The 14,750-nt window shown below is 67.1% G+C and carries 13 protein-coding genes; 9 read left to right on the plus strand and 4 right to left on the minus strand.

Going from position 1 to position 14,750, the window contains the following annotated elements; translation table 11 throughout:
- Together F8D48_RS11715 and F8D48_RS10540 are read left to right on the plus strand one after the other, a co-directional pair.
- A partial coding sequence (locus tag F8D48_RS11715) for a YDG domain-containing protein (protein ID WP_205717386.1) occupies positions 1-1,282 on the plus strand: 1,282 nt, incomplete at its 5' end.
- Positions 1,283-1,534: 252 nt separating this feature from the next.
- Positions 1,535-2,863, plus strand: a complete 1,329-nt coding sequence (locus F8D48_RS10540) for a glycosyltransferase family 2 protein (protein WP_151431914.1) — start codon at positions 1,535-1,537, stop codon at positions 2,861-2,863.
- A gap of 121 nt (positions 2,864-2,984) precedes the next feature.
- Here F8D48_RS10540 and F8D48_RS10545 read toward each other — a convergent pair whose 3' ends face one another.
- Positions 2,985-3,671 (minus strand): ComF family protein, encoded by a 687-nt coding sequence (locus F8D48_RS10545; protein WP_170272805.1) that lies wholly within the window; start codon positions 3,669-3,671, stop codon positions 2,985-2,987.
- Between the two features lie 860 nt (positions 3,672-4,531).
- On the opposite strand from F8D48_RS10545, the gene F8D48_RS10550 reads away from it, so the two are divergent.
- On the plus strand, positions 4,532-5,575 hold the full coding sequence (locus F8D48_RS10550; protein WP_240806321.1) for a substrate-binding periplasmic protein: 1,044 nt from the start codon (positions 4,532-4,534) through the stop codon (positions 5,573-5,575).
- 138 nt (positions 5,576-5,713) lie between these two features.
- Here F8D48_RS10550 and F8D48_RS10555 read toward each other — a convergent pair whose 3' ends face one another.
- Entirely contained in the window at positions 5,714-6,643 is a 930-nt protein-coding gene (locus F8D48_RS10555) for a SufB/SufD family protein (protein WP_151431918.1), read from the minus strand.
- 188 nt (positions 6,644-6,831) lie between these two features.
- On the minus strand, positions 6,832-7,608 hold the full coding sequence (locus F8D48_RS10560; RefSeq protein ID WP_135971081.1) for an ABC transporter ATP-binding protein: 777 nt from the start codon (positions 7,606-7,608) through the stop codon (positions 6,832-6,834).
- 164 nt (positions 7,609-7,772) lie between these two features.
- Here F8D48_RS10560 and F8D48_RS10565 point away from each other — a divergent pair, with 164 nt between their 5' ends.
- The 6 genes from F8D48_RS10565 to rplT all read left to right on the plus strand — a co-directional run bounded on the left by F8D48_RS10565 (position 7,773) and on the right by rplT (position 13,969).
- Complete coding sequence (locus F8D48_RS10565; protein ID WP_151431920.1) at positions 7,773-10,685, plus strand: insulinase family protein; 2,913 nt, start codon at positions 7,773-7,775, stop codon at positions 10,683-10,685.
- Positions 10,686-10,730: 45 nt separating this feature from the next.
- Complete coding sequence (locus F8D48_RS10570; RefSeq protein WP_151431922.1) at positions 10,731-11,141, plus strand: hypothetical protein; 411 nt, start codon at positions 10,731-10,733, stop codon at positions 11,139-11,141.
- 51 nt (positions 11,142-11,192) lie between these two features.
- Positions 11,193-12,449, plus strand: coding sequence for a histone-lysine N-methyltransferase (locus F8D48_RS10575; protein ID WP_151431924.1), 1,257 nt, complete (start codon positions 11,193-11,195; stop codon positions 12,447-12,449).
- A 363-nt stretch (positions 12,450-12,812) separates the two neighbouring features.
- Positions 12,813-13,385 (plus strand): translation initiation factor IF-3, encoded by a 573-nt coding sequence (infC, locus tag F8D48_RS10580; protein ID WP_135971085.1) that lies wholly within the window; start codon positions 12,813-12,815, stop codon positions 13,383-13,385.
- Positions 13,385-13,582: a 50S ribosomal protein L35 gene (gene rpmI, locus F8D48_RS10585; RefSeq protein ID WP_135971086.1), complete on the plus strand. Its 198-nt coding sequence runs from the start codon at positions 13,385-13,387 to the stop codon at positions 13,580-13,582. Before infC ends, rpmI begins: the two co-directional genes overlap by 1 nt.
- Positions 13,583-13,612: 30 nt before the next feature.
- A complete protein-coding gene (gene rplT / locus F8D48_RS10590) occupies positions 13,613-13,969 on the plus strand; it encodes a 50S ribosomal protein L20 (protein WP_135971087.1) in 357 nt (118 codons plus the stop codon).
- 96 nt (positions 13,970-14,065) lie between these two features.
- Here rplT and F8D48_RS10595 read toward each other — a convergent pair whose 3' ends face one another.
- The gene (locus tag F8D48_RS10595) at positions 14,066-14,473 is read right to left on the minus strand and encodes a NifB/NifX family molybdenum-iron cluster-binding protein (protein WP_151431926.1); all 408 of its coding nucleotides are present in this window, start codon (positions 14,471-14,473) and stop codon (positions 14,066-14,068) included.
- Positions 14,474-14,750: the final 277 nt, after the last annotated feature.

A 14,750-nucleotide genomic window follows, 5' to 3' on the forward strand; every position in this document is an offset into this window, starting at 1 on the left:
CACCGCCCCCGCTCCCGATCCGGCCAACCCCTCCGAGGGCGACCTCGACGGCAACGGCGTTCCCAAGCGCTCGTGGGCGAAGGTCTACGACGGCACTACCGACCTTGGTGTGACCTCAGCGAGCCTGGCTGACCTGGTGGGCGCGGGCGCCGACGTGCGCCTCGTGTGGGATACGGCTTCCTTCGACGGGGAGGATGTCTCCGAATCCCGCACGGTCGCCTTCTCGGGCCTTCGTCTCGAGGGCGCGGACGCGGCCGACTACGACATTTCCGCTATTGCTCCCGGCGGCGTGATGACGGCCCCGGGGCGCATCGTGCCCCGCGACCTTGTGGTGACGGCCTCCTCGTCGGTGAAGCGGGGATGGGAGGGCGAGCCTTTGCGGGACGGGGCGGGTGCGCCCGTCTCCTTCACCCACGACCTGGACGTGTGGCCTGGCACCGGCGCCTGGGCACCCAACATGCTGGCGCCTCGCGACGGTGAGCGCGCCTCCGACGGCACGGTGGACTCCATCCTGGGCGAGGCGGCGCTTACCTGCCTGCGCCGGGGCGACGGGCTGCCGCTCGACGGGGAGAGCCCCGCTGCCGGCGACTACGAGGTGGCCGTGACTTTCGCCAATGTGCCCGGTTCGGCCCGCGTCCTCGGGGCGGCGGGTTTGCCTGACGACGGCGGCGCCTCCGGGGATCGGGGCGTCGCAGCCCGGGCGGCCGGCGGGGTTCCCGCCGCGCAGGCGGGCGAGGCTGGGGCGCGATCGGGGGTGGACAACTACCGGATTACGCTCGTCTCTTCGGAGGTCGAGGTGGGCAAGCGCACCGCCGATCCCAGTCCCCAGCCGCCCACTGCGCCGGACGGCGACCACTCCGGTGGCAAGCGGCCCGACATCGTCATCGACGAGACTGTCAACCTGCCGTCGGATTCCTCCGATCGACCCCTGGGCAAGGACGATGTGCTCGCCGACATTATCGACCGCTTCGGGGATCGACCCGAGTATCCGAAAGGCGACGTGACGGTAACCATTGTGCGCGATGGGGAAGCAGCGGAGGCCGTGGATCCGTCGGTGCCCGGCACCTATGTGGTGACCGCCACCTATACCGATGCCGACGGCACCGTGCGCGTGGTGCGTGTGACCTATGTCGTGGGGGAGCCAGGCGCGTCCGTTGGGCCGGCCACCGCCCTGAGGCGCCTCGCCCAGACCGGCGACGGGCTTGCCCTCGCGCTGCCCTTGGGCGCCGCTGCCGCTGCCGGCGCGCTCGCCCTTGCTCTGCGCCGTCGGCGCACGGCCTGAGGCGAGGGAGCCTCTGCGAGCGGGGGTGTCCGGCTCTTCTGAGGCCCCGTCCCTTCACGGAAAACCTTACGCTTCCCTTACATATATGGAGGGGGTGTGGGGCAAATGCGGAGAGGCGGGGCCGCTTTGTGGGCAAATGGCATCAAATGGCCCTCTCGGACGCAAACGTCGTGCGCAGGGCGGTGTTGGCGGCTATAATTCAGGCGTTTGTGCATACGCGCCGGCCTCGGCGCACGTCCAAGGAGTAACCTGGTGTTCGATACCGTAGCATCGCAAGTGTCGGCGTTGTCCTTCGTTGACATCTTCAACTTCTGCGTGTTCCTGACCTTTACCCTGTGCTACACCTATCAGCTCTACTACGTGCTGGTCGTTCTCACCCGTCGCGCCCCGAAGAAGACGGCTGCGCGCAACCACCGCTACGCCGTCCTGGTGGCCGCCCGCAACGAGGAGACGGTCATTGCCGATCTCATCCACTCCATCAAGGTGCAGAACTACCCCGCCGAACTCATCGATGTGTTCGTCATCGCCGACAACTGCACCGATCGTACGGCCGAGGTGGCCCGCGAGGCCGGCGCCATCGTGTTCCCACGTCACAATGACAAGCAGGTGGGAAAGGGCTACGCCCTCGACTGGGGCCTGAAGGCCATCTGGGAGCAGTACGCCGACAAAGACTACGAGGCCTACTTCGTCTTCGACGCCGACAACGTGCTGGACGTGAACTACTTCCGCGAGATGAACGCCACCTTCGACGGGGGCGCCCAGGCCTCCACCTCCTATCGCAACTCCAAGAACTTCGGCAGCAACTGGATCTCGGCCGGCTACGGCGTGTGGTTCCTGCGCGAAGCCAAGTTCCTCAACCAGGCGCGGCTCACGCTGAACACCTCCTGCGCGGTGTCAGGCACCGGTTTCTTCATCGCGGCCGACATCCTGAAGAAGGCCGGCGGCTGGAAGTGGCACCTGCTCACCGAGGACATCGAGTTCTCCGCCTCCTCCATCATCGACGGGGTGCGCATCTCCTACTGCCCCACGGCGGTGCTCTACGATGAGCAGCCCATCACCTTCCGCGATTCCTGGAACCAGCGCTTCCGCTGGGCCAAGGGCTTCTACCAGGTGTTCGCCCATTATGCCGGCGGTCTGGTGAAGGGGGCGGTGGTCAACCCCCGCGGCTATCGCTTCGCCTGCTACGACATGCTCATGACCATTGCCCCGGGCATGCTGCTCTCCATCATCTCCATCCTGTTCAACTCCATCATCATCGTGCTGGCCGCTACGGGCGTCATGTCCGGCGGCGTGGCCATCGCCAGCTCGGTGACATCGGTCGTCTTCTGCCTGTGCAACTACCTCGTGTTCATGTTCGTGTTCGGCGTGCTGACCACCTTCGTCGAATGGGACTCCATTCGCACCACGACGGCGAAGAAGATCCGCTACATGTTCACGTTCCCCATCTTCATGCTCACCTATATTCCCATCGCGCTTATCGCCCTCGTGAAGAAGGCGGCCTGGAAGCCCATCAGGCACTCCATTTCCGTGGACGTGGCCGAGTTCTCCGAGGCCGAGGGCGCCCGCCTCTCTTCCAAGTAGGGTCCTTCCCAGCCCCCTTCGCCGTGCTGTAGCACAAGGCAGGCCCGAGGGCAGTCGCTTGGTCGGTGCAAGCTCCCCTGAACCGTTTTGCTTAGGCGCGTCTTCTCGGGCGCGCCTTTTCTTATGTCCGGGCGAAGGTGGCGCAGTAGACGGTGTGGGCACCTCCTTCCCGCAGGGCCTCGACGGCCGCCATGAGCGTGGAGCCGGTGGTGCACACGTCGTCCACGAGGATGATCGCCGGGGGTATGGTGGCTCCGGGGAGCGCCCGCATAGACGCCCGCATGTTCTGGATGCGGGCCGTGCGCGACAGGCGCCGCTGGTCGAGGCGGCGCGGGGCGGCCAGAAGCGGCGCCCACTCGGCTCCGATGATCCAGGACAGCTCCCGGGCCAGCAGCTCGGCGTGGTCGAACCCGCGGCGCCGTCGGGCGCCGGGCGTGGCGGGCACGAAGGCCACGGCCGGCTCGTCGGCGAGCCAGGCCGGCGGCAGATAGCGGCCCATGATGGCCGCCATGGGCCGGGCGAGGCCCCGTTCCCCCTGATCCTTGTACACGGTGACGACGCGCCGGGCCGCCTCGGTGAGGACGAGCGCGCTCACGGCGCCGTCCCAGGGAGGCTCCTTACAGCCGAAGGGGGCCATGAGCACGGGGTTGCACTCAGTGCACTGCACTCGCCCGTAGGGGGCGCCGCAACGGGGGCAGGCGAGGGTCGCATCGATGTAGGGGAGGCGACGCGCGCAGCGGTCGCACAGGACGGTGCCCGGTGCGTCGCAGAGGGCGCAGCGGGTGGGGAAGAGGGTCTCGGCGAACACCTCGAAGGCCCGCTGGCGCAGGTGGTGCCCGGCTGTGGCGGATGGCGGCTGTTCCCGCTGGCGCTGCGGTGCCGCGCGCCGTCGGCGCCGATGGCGCTGCGTCCCGCGTTCCTCGCCCGGGGACTGCAGCGCGCCTGCCCGCTCCTGCCGCCCGCGGGGTGCGGGGCGCCCAGCGCGGTACGGTATTGCCGGGGCTGCGGGCGGATCGGCGGCAAGGGTAAAGAGGGGGAGTTGTTCGGCCTTGGTTTCCATGGGAGCAGTGTAGCGGGCGCAAATCGCGAAAAGTTCGCCGCCGAGCCGCAGTTAGCTCCCGCCGCGCACCTAGGGCGCGTCGCTTTCGCGCCGTTTCGCCGACCCGCTCGCACCCCGGCATAGCCTCGCCCCTATCGCCGGCGCGCCGCCCCGGCGGCCCTTCGGCATCCTCGCGGCATGCCGCCCTGATCGCCCGCGTGCCGCCCTCGCGTCCCGCACCGCCCGCTGTCGGGCCGCTGCCGCGTCCGCCGGCCCGCGTTTGCCGTTTGTCACCCGTAGGTTCTCTGGGCTTTTCCCCATGGGGGTCGGCTTCTGCTACACTTATCGGTGCTTCTTTCGGGTCTGTAGTTGCGGGAGGGCCTGCGGGTGCTCCCAAGTCCATGGCAGATGCGGTCGAAAGGATCCACGTAAGCGGCTGGGCCCGCCCGGCGTGAGCATGGCGTATCCTAGAGGTAAGTCGCACCGTCCGCACCCGTTTCGCAGTCAAGATCCTGCGACGGACGAGAGGGTCAGTAGCGCAAGCGAACGCCCCAGTGCGCGAGTGTGGGGTCAAAGACTAGGTCAGTCGGAAGAGGCACTGTGATACGACGTACTAGACGGAGGACATTGTGAGAAGACGCCAGTTCGTTATGGTCGCCCTCGGGGCGGCGCTCGCCTGCATGACTTTCATGCTGGCCGGCTGCAACGGCTCGAACGACTATCGCCCCCAGCTGAAGGAGGCTGCGGTGCAGACGCCGGTCATCGGCGAGGAGGGCACCCTGCGCGTGGGCGTCAACACCGAGAACCCGCCCTTGGCCGGCATGGGCAACGGCAAGATCATCGGCATCGATGTGGATATCGCCGCCGCGCTCGCCGATGAGCTGGGCCTGAAGCTCTCCATCGTTGAGACTGGCTCCGATCCGGCAGCGGCCCTGGCCAACAACGAGGCCGACATCATCCTGGGTATCGATAACGCCAGCGCCGAGGGCGACTTCTGGATGTCCCCGTCCTACCTGCCCACGGGCATCGCCCTATTCGCCCTGAGCCCCGATGCCGGCGTTCCCCAGCCCGGCGGCGATGCCACCTTCGCCGCGCAGGTATCCTCGAAGAGCGCCTGGGCCGTGACCAACGAGTTCGGCGAGGGGGCCCTCACCTCCACTGACAGCCTGAGCGAGGCCTTCCAGGCCCTCAAGGCCGGTACGGTGCAGTACGTGGCCGCCGATGCCATCATCGGCCTGTACGCCGCCCACGGGGTGGACGACGGGCTCGATGTGTCCATCGTGGCCATGCTCATGAAACCGAGCGGCTACTGCATGGCGGTTGCCAGCGCCAACACCGATCTGCAGACCGCCGCCGGCGATGTGCTGGCGAACCTGGCCGGCAACGGCACCATCAGCGTCATCGAGCGCAAGTGGCTCGGCACCGCGGTGGCCCTCGATGACCTGACGGTCATCGACGAGACCACGCCCGTCTCCTCCTCCGACGACGGTTCCGGTGACGGAAGCGACGGCTCGGGCGAGGAGGGCGCCGACGATGGCAGCGACGGCGACGGTGCCGGTGACGATGGCGCGTCCGGCGAGGGCGTCGGCTCCGGCGACGGCGACGGGTCCGGCGAGGGCGGCGGCTCCGGCGACGGGTCCGGCGGCGACACCGGTGACGAGGATACCGAATAGCCGAAAGCTTCTCAGCCATAGGGAAGGCATGTATCGGGAAGGGCGACCGCATCGTGCGCGGCCGCCCTTCCCTTATTCCATCGTCAAGACATAGAAAAGCGGTCCTGATGGACCGCTTTTTGCTGGTTGGAGTGCGCCCTAGCTCAAGAAGTCGTCCAAGATCTCGGCCTCGGCCTCTTCCTCGGTCAGCCCCAACGTCATGAGCTTCACGATCTGGTCGCCGGCGATCTTGCCGATGGCGGCCTCGTGCACGAGCATGGCGTCCTCGCTGGCCGCCTCGATGCCGGGGATGGCCTTCACCTTGGCGTTGCCCATGATGATGGCATCGCACTGCACGTGCCCGCGGCAGGCGCACTCGCCGATGACGAGCGGGTTGAACACCTGCACGGAATCGTCCTGGGCCACCGAGCGGGAGATCACCTGCACGGAAGACCCCTCGCCCTTCAATTCCACCTTCATGTTGGAGATGGCGGTCTGGTTGCCGTGGGTGAGCAGCTTCTCGGTGAGCACCAGCTTCGCGCCCGCGCCCAGCTCGGCGTTGGTGTCGCGCTCGGTGCTGGTCACGCCGCGCAGCTGCACCATCTCCATCTCGCAGGACGAGCCCTCCTCCATGTACACGTTGGTGGTGGGGTTCAAAATGCGCTCGCCTGAGCCCTCGCCCTCGCCGTAGTGCTTCTCGACGTAGCGGATGCGGGCGTTCTTACCGATATAGAAGCTGTGGATGCCGTCGTGCTCGGAGGCATCATGGGAGTCGTTGTGGATGCCGCAGCCGGCGATGATGGTGACGTCGCAGTTCTCGCCGACATAGAACGTGTTGTACACCACGTCCTTCAGGCCCGACTTCGTCACGATGACGGGGATGTACACCGTCTCGCCCTTGGTGCCCGGCGCGATGTGGATGTCGATGCCGGGGTTGTTGGTCTTGGTCTCGATGTCGATGTAGGCGGAAGAATGGCGCTCCACAAGTTCGCCGTCCTTGCGCACGTTGAAGGCGCCCTTCGGCATGCCGTGCATGTTGGCGATCTCGGCGAGCAGGTTCTCGTCGATGGGGGAAAGGTCAACGGCCATGTTCGTTCTCCTTAGTGTTGCAGCGACTCCTCGGGGTCGGGATCGCCGGGTATTCCGATTCGCTCAGACAGTCCTCGCTTGGTTGAACAGGACGTTCAGTCCTGTTCAAGTCGCTGCGGAACTCGCTCGGTCGGAATACCCGGCGATCCCTCTACGCCGGTACTCGATCGCTGGTAGATTCCGGCGGGTTAGCAGGTGGTGGGGATCTCGGTGAGGTGCAGCTCGGTGGGCACCGACAGGGGGCAGCCGTGGTCGTCCAGGCTGCGGGCGGCGAATCCCAGCTGCGGCATGAGCTCGGCGGGAGTGCCCGTGGCGGCCACGGAGCCGGCCTGCAGAAGCACGATCTCGTCGGCGAGCGAGATGATGCGCTCCTGGTGCGAGATGATAACGATGGAACGGCCGTCGCGGGCCTCGTGGATGTCGCGGAAGGTCTCCGTGAGGCGATCGAAGCTCCACAGATCGATGCCGGCCTCGGGCTCGTCGTAGATGGCCAGCTTCGGGTCGCGGGCCAGAATGGTGGCGATCTCGATGCGCTTCACCTCGCCGCCCGACAGCGACTTGTCCACCTCGCGGGTGAGATAGCTCGCCGAGCACAGGCCCACCTTCGAGAGGTACTCGTTGCAGGCGAGCATGGGCAGCTTCTTGCCGGCGGCGATGTCCAAGAGCTTCTTCACCTTCATGCCGCGAAAGCGCGCCGGCTGCTGGAAGCCGTAGCCGATGCCCAGCTTGGCACGGTCGGTGATGGGCATCTTCGTGATATCGGCGCCGTCGAAGAGGATGGTGCCGCTCGTGGGCTCCTCGATGCCCATGATGAGCTTGGCCAGGGTGGACTTGCCGCCGCCGTTGGGGCCGGTGATGACCGTGAAGCGGCCGTCGGGGATGGTCAGCGACAGATCGTCGATGATGCGCTTGGTGCCGCCGCCGTCGGCCGGTACCTCGAACACCAGGTTCTTCAGTTCAAGCATGGATCGCTCCGTCTCTCGTCTCGGAATCGGGCTGTTTTTCTGTCGCCGATTATAGCGAATATTTTCTCCTCGCGGAGAAATAATAACGACGGCATGAAGGAAGGCGTCCCTTGCGGCCCCGTTGGGTACAATACGGGCGGAAAACGCAGAGAAAGGGCACGGCTATGACCGATACCAAGACCATCACGGCGCGCCATGGGTTCGCCTGGGAGCGCAGCGAGGACCTGCCGGAGATCGAGGGCACCGCGCACCTCATGACCCACGTGGCCTCGGGGGCGCGGCTCATGTACCTGGCCAACGACGATGCCAACAAGGCCTTCTCCATTAGCTTCAAGACCCCGGCCGCCGATGACACGGGCGTCTTCCACATCTTGGAGCACTCGGTGCTGTGCGGGTCGGAGAAGTTCCCCGTGAAGGAGCCCTTCGTCAACTTGCTGAAGACCTCCATGCAGACCTTTCTGAACGCCATGACCTTCCCGGACAAGACCATGTACCCGGTGGCCTCCACCAACGAGCGCGACCTGTTGAACCTCATGGACGTGTACCTGGACGCGGTCTTTCGCCCCAACATATATAAGCGCCCGGCCATCTTCGAGCAGGAGGGCTGGCACTGGGAGCTGGAAGGGGAGGGGGATGAGGAGCGCCTCGTCTACAACGGCGTGGTGTACAACGAGATGCGCGGGGCCCTCTCCGAGCCGGACGCGGTGCTGTTCAACGGCCTGTCGGCGGCCTTGTTCCCCGACACCACCTACCGCTTCGAATCGGGCGGCACGCCGGCGGCCATCCCCACGCTGACCTACGAGGCCTTCCTGGAGAACCATCGCCGCCACTACCGTCCCGATAACAGCTATATCATCCTGTACGGCAACCTTGACCTGGATCGCTTCCTCGCCTTCATCGACGAGGGCTACCTGGCGCCGCTTTCCGCCGAGGAGCGCGGGCCCTTGAAGGCGAACCCCCTTGGGTTGCAGGCGCCCGTGGTGGCCGAGCCCGTGGCCGTGGCCATGGACACGGCGCCGGAGAACGCCTGTGCCGCCGTGGGCTCGGTCATCGGCACCGCCGCCGAGCGGGAGCGCGTGCTGGCCGCTGACATTCTCATCGACGCTGTCATGGGCTCCAACGAGGCGCCCCTGAAGCGGGCCCTGCTGGATGCCGGCATCGCCGACGACGCCCTGGGCTATGTGGTGGACTCCGTGGCCCAGCCCTTCGCCGTGGTGTCCCTGCGCGGGGCGCGGCCCGGGGCCGCCGAGCGCTTGGAGGAGATCGTGCGCAGCGAGGCGGCGCGCCTGGCCGACGGCGGCCTCGACCGCGATCTGGTGCGGGCGGCCCTGGCTCACGGGCAGTTCGTCATGCGGGAGCGCAACTTCGGCTATGCCGACGGCGTGGTGCTGGCCATGGCGGCCCTGGGCGGCTGGCTGTACTCCGACGACGACCCCATGGCCTACCTGCGCTTCGACGATTTGTTCGCCGCCCTGACCGCCCGGGTGGAGGAAGGCTACTTCGAGCGGCTGCTGCGCGAGCTGTTCTGCGAGAGCGGCCACTGGGCTCGGGCCGAGGTGGTGCCCGCGGGCGCCTACGGGGAGGCGGCCGCCGAGGCCGACGCCCGGCGCCGCGCCGCGGCCCTCGACCCCCAGGAGGCCGAGGCCATCCGGTGGGCCTGCGCCGATCTGCGGGCGGCCCAGGAGGCCCCCGACGACCCGGCCGCGGTGGCGAAGCTGCCCCAGCTCACCCGCGGCGATATCGGCCCGGCGCCGGCCGAGGAGATGTGGGAGGAGGCCCGGCGCGACGGCGTGGACCTCGTGCGCCACCATGTTCCCACCCACGGACTCGCCTACGCCTACCGCTACTACGATCTGGCCTCCCTCGCCTTCGAGGAGCTGCCCTATGCCGCCGTGCTGGCCAGCGTGCTCGGCAAGCTGGACACTGCCCGCCACAGCGCCGCCGAGATCGACACCCTCTCCCAGGCCCACCTCGGCAACATGGGCTTCGCCTGCGAGGTCCACGAGGACGTGGACGACCGCGACCGCATCCGCCCGGTGCTCGTGGCCGGCGCCTCGGCTTTAGGGGAGAACGCCGCCTGGATGGCGACCCTCGTGGACGAGGTGCTCACCGAGACCGACTTCTCCGACACCGAGCGCATCCGCGACATCCTGGCCCAGTGGCGCATCGCCATGGAGCAGTCCTTCGCCGCCAACGGCCACACCGCGGCCATGGCCCGGGCCGCCTCCTACTACCTGCCGGCGGATGTGGTGCGCGAGGCGCTGGCCGGGGTGGACTACTACCGCTTTTTGAGGGACCTGCTGGACTCCTTCGACGAGCGGGCCGATGATCTGGCCGCGAAGCTGGGCGATCTGGCGAGGCGCCTTGTGGTGGACGGCAACTGCACGGTGTCGCTGGCCGGCAGCGACGCCGACCTGGATCGCTTCTGGGAGGCCCGCACTCCCGCGGACGGGCCCCGGCCGGAAGCGGCCCTCGCGGTGCCCGCCCCGGTCAACCGCCGCGAGGCCTTCGCCGTGCCCACCGACGTCACCTACACCGCCTGCGGCTGGGATCGCCGCTTGACGGGGCTGCCCTATACGGGTCCGTGGCTTCTGGCCTCGCGCATCCTCACCTACGACTACCTGTGGGGCGAGGTGCGCGTGAAGGGCGGCGCCTACGGCGTGGGCTTCCGCTGCAATCGCGCCGGCTCCTGCCGCTTCTACTCCTACCGCGACCCGCGCATCGACGAGACCCGGGCCCGTTTCGCCGAGGCCGGCTCGTGGCTCGCCGGCGCCTTCGATCCCACCGAGGCCGAGATGGACGGCTACGTGGTGTCGGTCGTGGCCTCCCTGGACGCTCCGGAGAAGGCCCGGGCGCTCCTGCGGCGCCAGGACGGCATGTACTTCGCCGGCTACGGCATCGCCGAGCGCGCCGCCGTGCGCCGCGAGGTGGCCCTGGCCACGGCCGAGGAGGTGCGGGCCTTGGGTCCGGCGGTGGACGCCATCGCCGGGGCCGATTGCGTCTGCGTCTTCGGCAACCGCGACATCATCGAGGCCGCTTCCGGTGAACTTACGGTGATCGACCTCCTCAACCGGTGAGGCGATCCGTTATAATTGAGCCTTCTCACAGAAAGGACGCGACCCATGGCCGAACCTGCGGGCTTCTCCCATATCACGGTGAATGCCGACGACGATGACGACGTGGTTATCCAGGCCGGCATCGTCGAGGACGCCACGGGGTTGGCGTGCGAGCCGACCGACGGGCCAAAGCCCCGGCCCGGGACGAGCGCCGGACCTGCGACAGGGCCTGCACCGACCGACGGAGCCTTGACGGATCCCGAGTCGGCCGACGAGCCCGATTCCGATCCGGCCGACGGGGCCCAGCCCGCTCCCGCGGCGCTGGAGCCGGTCCGGCCGGCGGCCGATGACGGCTATCGGGCCACCACCCTGGCCGACATCGAGGGCTCGTCCATGTCGAGGACCCAGAAGACGGTCATCGTCGTGGCGGTGCTCGCCATCGTCGCCTTCGTCCTCTGGTGCAATTTCGCGCGCTAGCGCAACCGCCCCCTTTGAACGCAGCCCCAACGAACGAAGAAGGAAGCGAACATGGTGAAGAACAGCAAGAGCAACCGCCGTCCGGCCCCGGCCGAGGAAGGGGCCATGGGCCTGACCGAGGCTTTCCATCCCGTGGGATCCGACGGCTTCACCACGGCCATGGCGCCGGTGGGGAAGGGCGCCGATCCGGCTTCCTCCGTCGCTTCCGAGGAGATAACGGTGGGCCCGGGCGCTACGATGGAGGAGATCGATCTGGCCGACGGCGAGCCGGCGGACGGGGAGGGGCTGTCTGTGGGCGAGGCCTTCGCCGACGAGGGCGCCTTCGAGGACTTCTACGCCGGGCGCCCCGTTCCCCCCGCCGAGGCCGGCCGCCCGGCCAACCTCGGCGTCATCTCCGGCGCTCCCACGCGCCCGGCCTCCAAGGGCGCCTCCCGCGGCCCGCAGTCCGGCCGCTCCCGGGGCGCTAAGGGCGTCGGGCGCCACGCCCGGCCCAGCGAGCAGCTGGATACGGCCGCCTCCAAGGACGATATCCCCGAGTACATGCGCAAGTCCCGCCGCATGCGCCGCATCCTCATCGTGGCCATCATCTTGCTGGCGCTGGTGGTGGCGGGGCTCATCTATTTCGGCGTGCAGCTGTTCAAGGAGGGGAACTCCCTCGGTATCCAGCAGGCCCTCAGCACCGAGCAGCAGACTGCCGAGATCAAGCCCGACGAGGCCCAGGACGCCTCCACCTCCACGGCGAAGGTCACCACAGTGCCCGATCTGGTGAGCCTGTTGGGGCTTACCCAGGAGGAGGCCGTGACCGTGCTCCAGCACGGCGCCCAGGTGTCCAGCACCCGGGCGGTGAACGAGGAGGGCAACCCCATCAAGACCGAGGCCCGCGTGGCGCTCACGGCCGAGCCCGCCGACAGCCGCACGGGCACGCCCACGGTGTATCTGGGGCTGGACGAGGCGGGCAAGATCATCCAGGCCGGCTACTCCGCCTCAACCACGGCCCTCGGCTACGGCTCGCTTTCCTTCGCCGATGCGGTGCGCAATGAGGACATCATCCAGAAGACCCTGGCCGAGGCCGGCGTGGCCGTGCCCGAGGGGGCCGTGGAGCTGCCCGAGGATTCCACCGCCTACACCACCGTGGACTCCGACGGCAAGACGGTCACCAAGGAGTACTGCTCCTTCAGCGGCGAGGCCGATGTGGAAGGGGCGTCCCACACCTGGTCGGCGGTGCTGTCCTACGACTATTCCATGGCCAACGCCTCGGGCAATCTCGCCGACACCGTGCGCACCATCTTCATTTACGTGAACGCCTAGGTTCCACTCGCCCTGACGGGACGAACGGGCCGGCCGACGCTGCGGCTCCGACAGGCGCCTGCCCTCGCTATTCAGCGTTTTCCCTCACGGCGCGAAGGCCGCTCGGCCGCGCTTCAAGGCAATGGCGGGCACCTGTCGGACCCTCGCTGGCTTCCTTGGACGAACTTCTGAAAAAAGTCCTTGCCCTGGCAAAAGATAAGAGTTATCATAGGCAAGCTGTTAATCAAGCGAGGGCGCAAGCTCTCCACCTGGTTCGGCGCCTTCGGGTTGCTGATGGGTCTTCCGCAGAACGTCTTTTGCGAATGGAACCCGCCGCGCTCGATGGAGCCGGCGGGTTTTTATGTGTGAGAACACGAAAGGGAGGTGAGCGCGATAGCTGCTCAAGAGCCGCGGCTCAACGACGAGATCACCACGCGCGAATGCCGTCTGATCGATTTCGATGGGAACCAGATGGGCGTGTACCCCACGGCCCAGGCCCAGCGCATCGCTGACGACATGAATCTCGATCTGGTGGAGATCGCCCCGAACGCCGATCCGCCCGTATGCCGCATCATGGACTACGGGAAGTTCAAGTACGACCAGGCCATCAAGGCCAAGCAGGCGCGTAAGAACCAGAACAAGATCGAGATCAAGGAGATGAAGTTCCGCCCGAAGATCGACGTGGGGGACTACACCACCAAGAAGAAGCACGTGCTGCGCTTCCTCGACGGCGGCAACAAGGTGAAGATCACCATCATGTTCCGCGGCCGCGAGATGGCCCATCCCGAGCAGGGCCTCTCCATTCTGGAGCGTCTGGCCGACGACCTGAAGGACGTGGCGGTCATCGAGAACCAGCCGAAGATGGAGGGCCGCAACATGCACATGCTCATCGCTCCTCTGCCTGCAACGGCCAAGAAGAAAAAGGAAGCTAAGAACGACGAAGGAAAGGACAACTAATGCCTAAGATGAAGACCCATCGCGGTATGGCCAAGCGCGTCCGCGTGACCGGTTCTGGCAAGCTCATGCGTGCCAAGGCCTACAAGAGCCACATTCTCACCAAGAAGAGCCAGAAGCGCAAGCGCAACTTCCGTCACGAGACGGAGATCGCCGAAGCCGATACCAAGGTCGTCAAGCGCCAGCTCGGCCTCCGCTAGTTCTTCCGATTCTTTAGGAGTGATTAAGATATGCCTCGTGTAAAGCGTTCTGTCCATGCCCGCAAGAAGCGTCGTACCGTCCTCGCCCGTGCGAAGGGCTATTATGGTGCGAAGTCCCGTTCCTACCGTGCCGCGAAGGAGCAGGTGCAGCATTCGCTGCAGTACATGTACCGCGACCGCCGCAACAAGAAGCGCGAGATCCGTCGCCTGTGGATCACTCGCATTAACGCCGCGGCCCGCATCAACGGCCTGTCCTACTCGGTGTTCATGAACGGCCTGAAGAAGGCCGGCGTGACCCTGGACCGCAAGGTGCTCGCCGACATGGCCGTCAACGACGCCACCGCCTTCGCCGCCCTGGCCGAGATTGCCAAGAAGGCCGTTGCCTAAGTTGTCTTCCATTGTGTGACGAGAAAGGGACCCGAGAGGGTCCCTTTTTTGCGGGCTGAATCGGTTGGGGCGGCGGCCCTGTCGGCTCAAGACGCCCTAGGCGCTTCGGGCCACGAGCTTGTACTCGATGCGGGCGAAGGCGTCGTCCAGCTCGTCGAGGGGCTCTGCGGAGGCGCAGGCGTCTTCCAAGCCGGTCTCGCCCATGAGGGTGGCGTGCAGGTAGGCATCCGCCGCCTCCTTCGGGGCAGCCAGGGCCGTGACGGCGGGCTCGATGCCGGCGGCGGCCAGGGCCGCGCGGATGTCCTCATCGAAGGAGCCGGCGATCAGCACGTCGGTATCGATCTGGCAGAGCGTCTCGACGCTCTCGAAGATGGTGATGCCCATGTTGGGCACATTGCAGCATCCCGAGATGATGCCGTGGTTCACCGCATAGCAGGTAAAGCTCGCACAGCCGCTCGCCTGGGCGGCCACATTCAGACCATCGCATGCAACAGCGATTCTCATCCAATATTCCCTTCCCCGTTTAACGTCTTTACGATACCTGAAGATCGCCCTGCATCCTGTGGAGTACGGCAAGCGGAGGGAATTGGCCAGACGAGGGAACGGCTATCGCTCGGGGCGCGGCGGGGAAGGGGCGCGAAAAAAGGCGGCCCGCAGGCCGCCCCGATGGTGCGCGGTGGTGCGGGAGCACCCTAGCCGCGGCGCGCCCGGCCGCCGGCCTTGCCGCCGCGCCGGGCGGCCGCTGCGGCTCGCTGGGCGCGGCCAGGGCGCAGGTCGGAGC

Origin of the sequence: Adlercreutzia muris, assembly GCF_008831045.1 — a bacterium.
GTDB classification, from domain to species: Bacteria; Actinomycetota; Coriobacteriia; order Coriobacteriales; family Eggerthellaceae; genus Adlercreutzia; species Adlercreutzia muris.

Excerpts from the sequence above, each read along its gene's own strand:
- F8D48_RS10555 (WP_151431918.1), bottom strand. The coding sequence starts at position 6,643 with ATGGCCGTTGACCTTTCCCCCATCGACGAGAACCTGCTCGCCGAGATC.
- F8D48_RS10560 (WP_135971081.1), bottom strand. The coding sequence starts at position 7,608 with ATGCTTGAACTGAAGAACCTGGTGTTCGAGGTACCGGCCGACGGCGGC.
- F8D48_RS10565 (WP_151431920.1), top strand. The coding sequence starts at position 7,773 with ATGACCGATACCAAGACCATCACGGCGCGCCATGGGTTCGCCTGGGAG.
- F8D48_RS10570 (WP_151431922.1), top strand. The coding sequence starts at position 10,731 with ATGGCCGAACCTGCGGGCTTCTCCCATATCACGGTGAATGCCGACGAC.
- F8D48_RS10575 (WP_151431924.1), top strand. The coding sequence starts at position 11,193 with ATGGTGAAGAACAGCAAGAGCAACCGCCGTCCGGCCCCGGCCGAGGAA.
- rpmI (WP_135971086.1), top strand. The coding sequence starts at position 13,385 with ATGCCTAAGATGAAGACCCATCGCGGTATGGCCAAGCGCGTCCGCGTG.
- rplT (WP_135971087.1), top strand. The coding sequence starts at position 13,613 with ATGCCTCGTGTAAAGCGTTCTGTCCATGCCCGCAAGAAGCGTCGTACC.
- F8D48_RS10595 (WP_151431926.1), bottom strand. The coding sequence starts at position 14,473 with ATGAGAATCGCTGTTGCATGCGATGGTCTGAATGTGGCCGCCCAGGCG.